General features: G+C 34.3%; 7 protein-coding genes and 1 pseudogene. 5 read left to right on the top strand and 3 right to left on the bottom strand.

The window, feature by feature from the left end; all coding sequences use genetic code 11:
- The first annotated feature begins 519 nt into the window (after positions 1–519).
- Positions 520–1289, top strand: a pseudogene (locus DMC01_RS11510) (transposase).
- Positions 1290–1609: 320 nt separating this feature from the next.
- Here the strand turns inward: DMC01_RS11510 and DMC01_RS11505 are convergent.
- Positions 1610–1957, bottom strand: a complete 348-nt coding sequence (locus DMC01_RS11505) for a hypothetical protein (RefSeq protein WP_142694350.1) — start codon at positions 1955–1957, stop codon at positions 1610–1612.
- Between the two features lie 18 nt (positions 1958–1975).
- Positions 1976–2704, bottom strand: coding sequence for a ParA family protein (locus tag DMC01_RS11500; protein ID WP_142694349.1), 729 nt, complete (start codon positions 2702–2704; stop codon positions 1976–1978).
- A 264-nt stretch (positions 2705–2968) separates the two neighbouring features.
- On the opposite strand from DMC01_RS11500, the gene DMC01_RS11495 reads away from it, so the two are divergent.
- On the top strand, positions 2969–4009 hold the full coding sequence (locus tag DMC01_RS11495) for a cation diffusion facilitator family transporter (RefSeq protein ID WP_345788969.1): 1041 nt from the start codon (positions 2969–2971) through the stop codon (positions 4007–4009).
- Positions 4010–4555: 546 nt separating this feature from the next.
- Here the strand turns inward: DMC01_RS11495 and DMC01_RS11490 are convergent.
- Complete coding sequence (locus DMC01_RS11490) at positions 4556–4735, bottom strand: hypothetical protein (protein WP_142694348.1); 180 nt, start codon at positions 4733–4735, stop codon at positions 4556–4558.
- Between the two features lie 160 nt (positions 4736–4895).
- Between DMC01_RS11490 and DMC01_RS11485 the strand changes: the two genes are divergently transcribed.
- The 3 genes from DMC01_RS11485 to DMC01_RS13830 are packed head-to-tail and all read left to right on the top strand — an operon-like array spanning position 4896 to position 7100.
- The gene (locus tag DMC01_RS11485; protein WP_142694347.1) at positions 4896–5855 is read left to right on the top strand and encodes a CNNM domain-containing protein; all 960 of its coding nucleotides are present in this window, start codon (positions 4896–4898) and stop codon (positions 5853–5855) included.
- Positions 5856–5864: 9 nt separating this feature from the next.
- Positions 5865–6914 (top strand): CNNM domain-containing protein, encoded by a 1050-nt coding sequence (locus tag DMC01_RS11480; protein ID WP_142694346.1) that lies wholly within the window; start codon positions 5865–5867, stop codon positions 6912–6914.
- A gap of 15 nt (positions 6915–6929) precedes the next feature.
- On the top strand, positions 6930–7100 hold the full coding sequence (locus DMC01_RS13830) for a hypothetical protein (RefSeq protein ID WP_185908910.1): 171 nt from the start codon (positions 6930–6932) through the stop codon (positions 7098–7100).
- The last annotated feature ends 260 nt before the right edge of the window (positions 7101–7360 follow it).

Raw genomic sequence — 7360 nt, 5'->3', positions numbered from 1 at the left:
GATATAATGTTAAAGTTAAGAATGAAAATTTGTATAAAATTTTGTTAAAATTGATTAGAAAAAATCCTATAAAATTTTAGCTAAAAGTATCAATCGCCTAAATTTTTAGTCTTATGTCTAAATTCTGCTTCTTTTAAGTGAAAGACAAAAATTTTTTAGCCATTAAATTTAGCTAAGCTAAACTTCGCAAAGCCTCTTTTCTTAGGCGTTTACTTAGCCAAATAAAAAGATTTACAATTTACACTGATCTGCTTTTATTCCTTTGCAAATTTTGTTTTTACTGTGTTTTACTGGATAATGTGTCTTTGTTTATTCTTGAAAAGGTACACAAGTATAGCAAGATAAAAACCATATTTTTCATAATTAAAAGCATAATTTAAAGAGTTTTTCTTAGAATTCAAGTTAAATGAGTTTATCAATTGAATACATTTCTTTTTTCTTTGTGTTTAGTTCTAAAAAAAGAAGGTTTAATTAAATTTAAACCAAATTGAAAGGTTTTTAAGTTAACACCTATGAAAAATAAAAGTCCGTTCCCGAATTTCGCAGATATAATTTAGGGAAATTTTGCGTTATTTTTTACTTTGCCTTACGGCTCGTCCCTTTGCAAGAATTGATTTAGAGGCGAAAAATCGCTCTACTTTGTCAAATTTCAGAGCAAAGTTTGTGCAAAATTTTCAAAAAACGTCGCATTTTGATAGCCAAAGAATGCGAGAAGCATTCTAAAATGAGCGGTGGATTGAAGAGGGTGAGAGTTATTTCGGAGCAAAAAGGGTGCGTGGCAAGCGTAGGTGTGGGGTTGGCAATAAAACGCCTGTGTTTTTACTTTGTGCTACGCACTCGTCCCTTTGCGAGAAGGTATGTTAAAACGCAATCGCACGAGTTTATATACAAGTGGTAAAACACTGCTTGGCCAAAGAGCTATTACCTATCATAAGGGACTTTGCAGAGCTTAAAGAAAGTGAAATTTACAGCGATGGACTAAAATCCTACGGTGCCTTGGTGGATTTTTTGCTTCGTTTTGTCTTGCAACTTTGCAAGAAGTAGCAAAGGCACATTATAGGGTAAAATACGCCAAATTCGAGTTTGCAAATGGGCGAAACCACATAAACGAAATTGTGAATTTTTGGGACTTTGCAAAGTTGACACTTGCCAAATTTCATGGCTAAAAAGAAAATTTTATCCTTCAGTTAAAAGAAATATAATTTAGATATAAGGTTAAAATTTTAGGACAAAATCTTTATCAAAATTTATCAAAATTTATTAAAATTGATAATAGAAAATCCTATTAAAGTATCTTGAGCCAAAAGAATTTAGCAACTTATAAAATGTAGCGAAGAAAATCTATTTTTAAAGAATTTTATTTACAAAAGAAGTTCTTTTGTGCTAAGATACTTCGCTCAGTATGACAATTTTTGCCTTTGTCATATTGAGTTTTCTTAGAAAAGGAAATATCTCTTTTTGAATTACGAGATTCTTCGGTCGCACTAGCTCCCTCAAAATGACAATGTGAATTTTTAGATTCTTATCACACATTCAAAATGACAAGAATGTAAGAGTTTTTTTGAATTTTTATCATTCTGGGAGCATAGCGACCGAAGAAGCTCTTTGCCTATTTATGCTTTTTAACAGCCTTTAAGATAGCCTTTGAGATAAAGCAGTTCTTTTCCTCTGCGCTTTTAAATTTAGCAAAAAGCTCTTCGACCTTTTTAATCTTTTTGGCACTAGCCTTTATATTTATGTTGCCAACAGAAAGGCTTTTTAGCTCCTTTGTGCCACACTCTTTCTTGGCACACTCTTTTTTACTACCTTCTTTTTTGTTGGCTTCCTTGGCACATTCTTTCTTGCCTTTTTGGCTAGTTTTTGAGCTTGTAGAGCTTGAAGCCTTTGTGATTATGGCTTGTGCCTTTTTGTTTTCTTCGATCTTGTCGATCTTATCTATTTTGTCTTGATTGCTCATTTTGTCTCCTTTATAAGTTTATTTCTTTTTGGATTTTGAAGTTTTGATCGGCAAGGAGACAACCCTTGCAAATTCAGCGAAAAAATCTTCAAATTCAACTCTTGCCTTGCTATCGCTAAACTCAACGATGCCAAGCCCCTCGCTAACTGCTCTTTTGTAAGCTATCCTTTCTTTTAAAACATGTTCTAAAAGATAGAAATCATCCTTTAAATTTAAATCTTGTTGAAGCTTTGTAACCCCCTTTTTGTACTCGGTTAAGTCCTTGTCTAAGAAGACATTTGTGCTGATTTTGTTCATTAGTATGCAAATCTTCATATCTTCATTTACATCCTTGATCTCAGTAAGCATTTGAAGCATACTTTCAAGCACATCTACATCAAATTGAGAAGGTGTGGTGGGCAAAATGATAGCATCGGCATAAAGCATAGCCTTTCTTGACTCTTGACTGTCAATGCCACCTGTATCTATGATGATAAACTCATAAAGTTCTATAAACTGCTTTAAGGACTCAGCTATGTTGCCTGTGCGGTTTGTGAGGGTAAAATGTCTTTGTATCTTTGTGGAGTTTTCTTCGCTTTCTCTTATATTTGTAAAGCTTTCTATGCTTTTTTGCGGATCGGTATCTACTACAAGCACCTTTTTGGAGAATTCCAAGAGTTTCACAGCAAGATTAACAGAAACAGTGCTTTTGCCGCTGCCTCCTTTTTGATTAGCCACTGTGATGATGTAAGCTTGTTCTTTGCTCATAGCAACTCCTTGGGTAAAATTATAATAAAATTTAAGGCAAAATGCAAGGGCTTATCATAGATTTTGACAAAAATTTCGTTTTTTTTTTTTTTATATCGGCTAAAATTTGCCCTTCTTTAATGCTTTTTTGAATTTTTCTTAGCTTTTTTGTGCATTTTTAGCATCTTTGAATTTAAAAAACGGTTTTTTAAAATCCTTGCTTTTTGATATAAACGAAAAATTTATGCTATAATTATTAAAAATAAAATTCAAAAAGGACCCACTGTGGCAAAATCAAATCAAGATAATTCCTTACCCTTTGGCAAGGTCCTTGCTAAAAAGCAAAATTATGTAAAAAGTGTAAGACAGTTTCAACAACAAGAGCCCTTAAAATCCCCAGCGGCTCAAAATTTGCAAGAACAAAAGGTGCTTAAAATTTCTATGTATAGTGCCTTGATCCTAGCCATTTTTGGCATAGGATTTGGACTTGCTTTGAAGTCTTTAACTGTCGTTTTTGATGGCTTTATCTGTCTTATTAGCGTTGGGCTTGGGGCTATGAGCGTGGTTACTTCTCGTTATATCTACAAGGATGATGATGAGCTTTTTCAATACGGCTATGTTCGCTTTGAGCCTATGGTTAATCTTTTTAAATCCCTAGTTTTAATCTTTGTTTGTGTTTATGCCTTTATAAATTCTTTTTCAAGCCTACTTAGCGGAGGCTATGAGATTCATTTGGGTGCTACGGCGATTTATAGCATCTTTGCCTTTGTATTTTGCCTTGTTTTATACCTTTACACAAACGTGTATGCTAAAAAACTAGAATCAGATCTCATAAGGGTAGATAATATAGAGTGGAAGATAGACTGTGTCTTATACATAGGGGCTTTGATCGCCTTTGGTGCTGTGTTTTTACTCTTTAATACCAAGCTTTTTGCCTTTTTAAGCTTTGAGGCACAAGTTGTAGCAAATTACATAGATCCTTTCTTGCTTTGTGTGCTTTCTTTTATGCTTTGCATAGCCCCTACAAAGATAGCCATCTCAAATTTTAAGGATCTTGTGATGTTAGCACCGGCCGAGCTTGATGATAAGATCACAGAGGTTATGGATCATATGAGCAAGAAATACGGCTTTAGCGATTATGATACGCACACAGCAAAGTCAGGGCGCTTTTTTATGGTGGAGGTAAATATACTTGTAAATAAAGACTTTCAAAGCCCTGTTGCAAATTTAGATCTCATAAGAGATGAGATAGAAAGAGCCCTTGAGGTGCCATCCTATAAAATTTGGCTTTCTATAAGTTGGACTACAAATCCAAAATGGCTGTGAATTTTTTAAGCTTTGTTTAAGTAAAATAAGATTAAACTTTTGTTTAAAATTAATTTTTTATGAAAAAACCTTGAATTTAAATGAATTTATGTATTATAAATTCAAGCTTTTTTTGTAAAAACTGTGTTTTTGTTAAGGTTGGGGCATTTGCTTTTTAAGATGCTTTGTTACTCTTTGTATGACAAAGAGCTTTGTTATACAAAGCGGAAGTGAAGCATTTTAAGTTTCACTTTGTCATTCTAGGAGTGAGGCCAAAGAAGCTCGTAATTTAAAAAGAGATATTTCGTTTTCTACGAAAACTCAGTATGAGAAAAATTCAAAAAAGCTCTTTTTGTCATACAAAGCATTGCGAAGTATCTCAAATTTTACGCTGTCATACAAAATAGTTGCGAAGTATCTAAAAGGACAAGAACTTTACAAGCTTTTTTGATAAACGACAAGGTAGTGATAAAATCAACGGTTTTTTTTATATAAAGATATAAATGAATGTAAAAAATTTTGCAAGACAAATAAGCTGTGAATTTTAAGATAGGCTTGAATTCACAGTTAAGCTCTTGCTTTTGTATTTTGGCAAGGTTTTTGCTTTAAATTCAAGGCTTTTGTGTCCTTGCTATGCTTTTGCTTTGAATTCAAGGCTGTGATTTTGAACGCAAGGTTTTTATTTTGAATTTCAAGCACTGTTTTAAGGCAATTTAAAGCACAGTTTGAATCACAATGAAAAAACATTTTAACATAGCCTTGCAAATTCAAAGAGGTAAAAAAAAAAGAACAAAATAAAAAACAAAAAATTCAAACTTAGTTTGCAGATTTAAGCAAGATAAGATCAAGCAATGCTTAGCGCAAATGATTGATTAAAAGCAGAATTTATATTAAAGGCAGAAACACTATGACCCTATTACTTATCTTTTTTGTTGGCACTGTTTTAGCCTCTGGGATTTGTTCTGTATTTGAGGCTGTGCTTTTTTCAGCAACCCCTTCTTACATAGAAAGCGTGGCTTCAAAGTCAAAAACAGGCAAGATCTTAAAGCATTTAAAGACAAATATAGACAACTCCGTAGGTGCGGTTCTTGTTGTAAATATGTTTGCTAATACAATTGGAGCAGCTGCTGTTGGAGCTCAGTTTGTCGAGGTCTTTGGAGATAAATGGCAAGCAGCCGCTGCTGTTGGAATGACACTTAGCGTTTTATACATAGCTGAGATTATCCCCAAAACGCTTTCAGCACTTTACTGGAAGAGGCTGATCTTGCCTTGCTGCTATCCTTTGATCGTTTTATATTATCTAGCCTTTCCCTTTGTTTATGTTTCAAGAATCACAACCTTCTTTTTTAGAGATAATACCAACAAGGGCATGAGCAGGGATGAAATTCTAGCCCTAATGGAGTTAGCAGAAGAAGGTGGCACACTAGCCGAGCTAGAACTTGAAATCTTAGATCATCTCATACAGCAAAGACCTCTCATAGTTTCTAACATAATGATCCCTAAAAATAAGGTCTTTACCCTAAATGAGGATGACACAGTTTCAAAGGCACTTGAATCAACAAAGGACAAGAGATATTCAAGGATACCCCTTGTTTCAAGCGATGGCAGCATTAAAAGCATAGTTTATAGAAGAGAAATTTTAAAAGCCAGCCTTGCTAAAAAAGGCGAGGAGAGTTTAAAAAACATAGCAAAGGAGCTAAGGCTTGTTAGCTCAAAGATGAGGGTTTTCACCTTGCTTAAGCTTTTTATTTTAAGGCAGGAGCATTTATTTTTGGTCATTGATAAAAAAAGAGCCTTTGTGGGTGTTGTTAGCCTTGAGGATGCCATTGAGGCTGTGCTTGGGGTTGGAAATTTAAAGATTCGTTAAGGAGGGTTTATGGTATTACTTATAACTTACTGTCTTGTTGCTATTGTTTTAAGCACCTTTTGTTCTATCTTAGAATCTGTATTTTTAAGCACTACTCCTTCTTTTGTGGAAAGCTATGCCAAAAAGCATCCAAGGGTTGGCGGATACTTAAAGCATCTTAAAGAAAACATAGAAGATGCCGAAGGTGCTATCTTAGTGCTTAATACCTTCGCTGTAACTGCTATGTCGACAGGCTTTGGAGTGCAAGTAAATGAGCTTTACGGGGATGAGTGGCAGTTTGTTGCCTCAGCCCTTTTTGCCATAGCTATGATCTACATTACTGAGATCTTGCCAAAGACCATAGGTGCTGTGTATTGGCAAGCCCTTGCTCCAAGTGTTGCTGTTTGCATACATTATCTTTTAAAGCTTACCTTTCCTCTTGTTTGGGTGGCTAAGATTATAATTCATCTTCTATCAGTTAATTCACAAGATAAGATAAGCCGTGAGGAGATTTTAGCAGCAAGTGATTTGGGTAAAAAGGGAGGAAATATCAACGAAAAGGAGTTAAGGATAATTCAAAACCTCTTAATGCTTAAAAAATACCAAGCCTCAGACATACTAACCCCAAGAGCCGTTGTCAAAGCTTACAGATACAATGACAAAATAGAAGATATCTTAAAAAAAGAGGATCTTTCAAATTTCAAAAGAGTGCCTGTTTATGCTGAAAATACAGAGACTGTGGTGGGCGTGGTCTACACAAATGATCTTTTAGAGCAAGCCATCAAGGATCCAAGCAAGGAGCTAATCCACTTCATACATCCTGTTTATGTGGTGCCTGATAATATCTCGGTTTTGACGCTTTTGCAACTTGCTATGGTAAGGAAGGAAAGATTTTTTGTGGTGCAAGATAGATATGGGCAGTTTTTTGGGGTTTTAAGCTTTGAGGATCTAACAGAAACGCTTTTGGGCGAGGAGATAGTAGATGAGTTTGACGAGGCTGAGGATATGCAAAAATTTGCTAGGGATAAGATAAAAAACACCAAGCAAAGATATGAGCATAGAATCAAAAAGAGCCTTTGAGAACTTAGAATTTGCGTGAATTTAAATTTGAAAACTTGCTTGAATTTAAAGAGGCTTTGGCTTTTAATCGGCTTTGGCTTAATTAAATTCACAGAGCTTGAATTCTCAAAGCTTGAATTTAAAAACAAGGCTTTGAATTTGTGGTGCTTGAAATTACTGGACTTAAATTCAAAACAAACCGTTTAAATTCGCAAGGCTGAAATTTCAAAATGAAAGCCTTGAATTTGTAGGGCTTGAATTCAAAACAAAGGGCTTGAATTCGCAGTGCTTGATTTTAAAACAAGACGGCCAAATTCACAAAGCCTAAATTTAAAAACAAGCCATTTAAAATCGCAAAACTTAAATTTAAAACAAATCATCGATTAAATTTGCAAGGCTTTAAATTCAAGCTTTTTTAAAAGATTTAGCTTTAAAATTAAAGCTTGAATTTAAAATGAAAGCTTTGA

The organism is Campylobacter troglodytis (genome assembly GCF_006864425.1).
Lineage (GTDB): Bacteria > Campylobacterota > Campylobacteria > Campylobacterales > Campylobacteraceae > Campylobacter_D > Campylobacter_D troglodytis.
Note: the sequence above shows the minus strand (reverse complement) of the source record. Positions and strands in the feature narration are given on the sequence as shown.